This is a genomic window from Oleiphilus sp. HI0117 (assembly GCF_001635235.1).
Genome location: NZ_LWGA01000478.1, coordinates 1 through 793, shown reverse-complemented (window position 1 = coordinate 793; position 793 = coordinate 1). Strand labels below are relative to the sequence as shown.

General features: G+C 42.1%; 2 protein-coding genes. Both read right to left on the bottom strand.

Features of this window, described 5'->3' with window-relative positions:
• A partial coding sequence (locus tag A3757_RS05445) for an endolytic transglycosylase MltG (RefSeq protein ID WP_197469830.1) occupies window positions 1-515 on the bottom strand: 515 nt, incomplete at its 3' end.
• A gap of 25 nt (window positions 516-540) precedes the next feature.
• Window positions 541-793 (bottom strand): aminotransferase class IV (locus tag A3757_RS05440; protein ID WP_197469828.1); only part of this gene is annotated, 253 nt, incomplete at its 5' end.

Below are 793 nucleotides of genomic sequence, written 5' to 3'. Positions count from 1 at the left end.
TAAGTATCAGGATAGAACTGCCCTTCCAGGTGCTTTATATCGTTCTTAGAGTTCAATGCCTGGATAAGTTCATCATCGCTCTTCCCTTCCAAGGTTTTACTTAGCTTCTCTTGAAGCGCCAGGGTCTTTAAGGCATCTCTGTAGCTCGTTCCTTCGATAAACTGAACCTGGTAACGAATCTGGTTATTGGATGTCAGCCACTCAAAAATAGCAGGAAGCGTCATAGGCCCTTGTAGACTGAACTCACCTGCTTTAATTTTACTAGCAAGCTTATTTTGCTTTGCGTAGACCTTTGCGACCCAGGGGTTAATGTCAGCCCCTTTTTCAATCAAGTTCCTCAACACTGAGTTGAAGCTACTGCCTTTGGGTATTTCTATTTCGAGAACGTCTCGTGGAAAGGCTATTGCTCGCTCTAATTCAGATTGATAATAACGATATATACCGGCACTGAGCATCAGCACAAAAATAATAAGCAGCAGAATAAAACGAGCGATAAAAGAGCGATTTGCAGGCACGATAGTTAATGTCGAAAAAGGTTATTTAATATGAAAAGCTAGTCTTCAAATGAGACTGAATGATTCCACAATTTTTATGTATTGCATAGCGCTTACCAGCAAATTCTTTCACTGGCCAAAGACCAAAGACACTATTGATAACAGCTAAACCGTCTGCAGACTTTGAGTCCTCGATACTAATTTCCGCTTCACGAAGCGCTAGCCCTGTTAAAGCAGCGTTATCGAGTAGATATTGACGTAAAGTACCCGCCACACCGGCACCCGATATATTCGGAGTA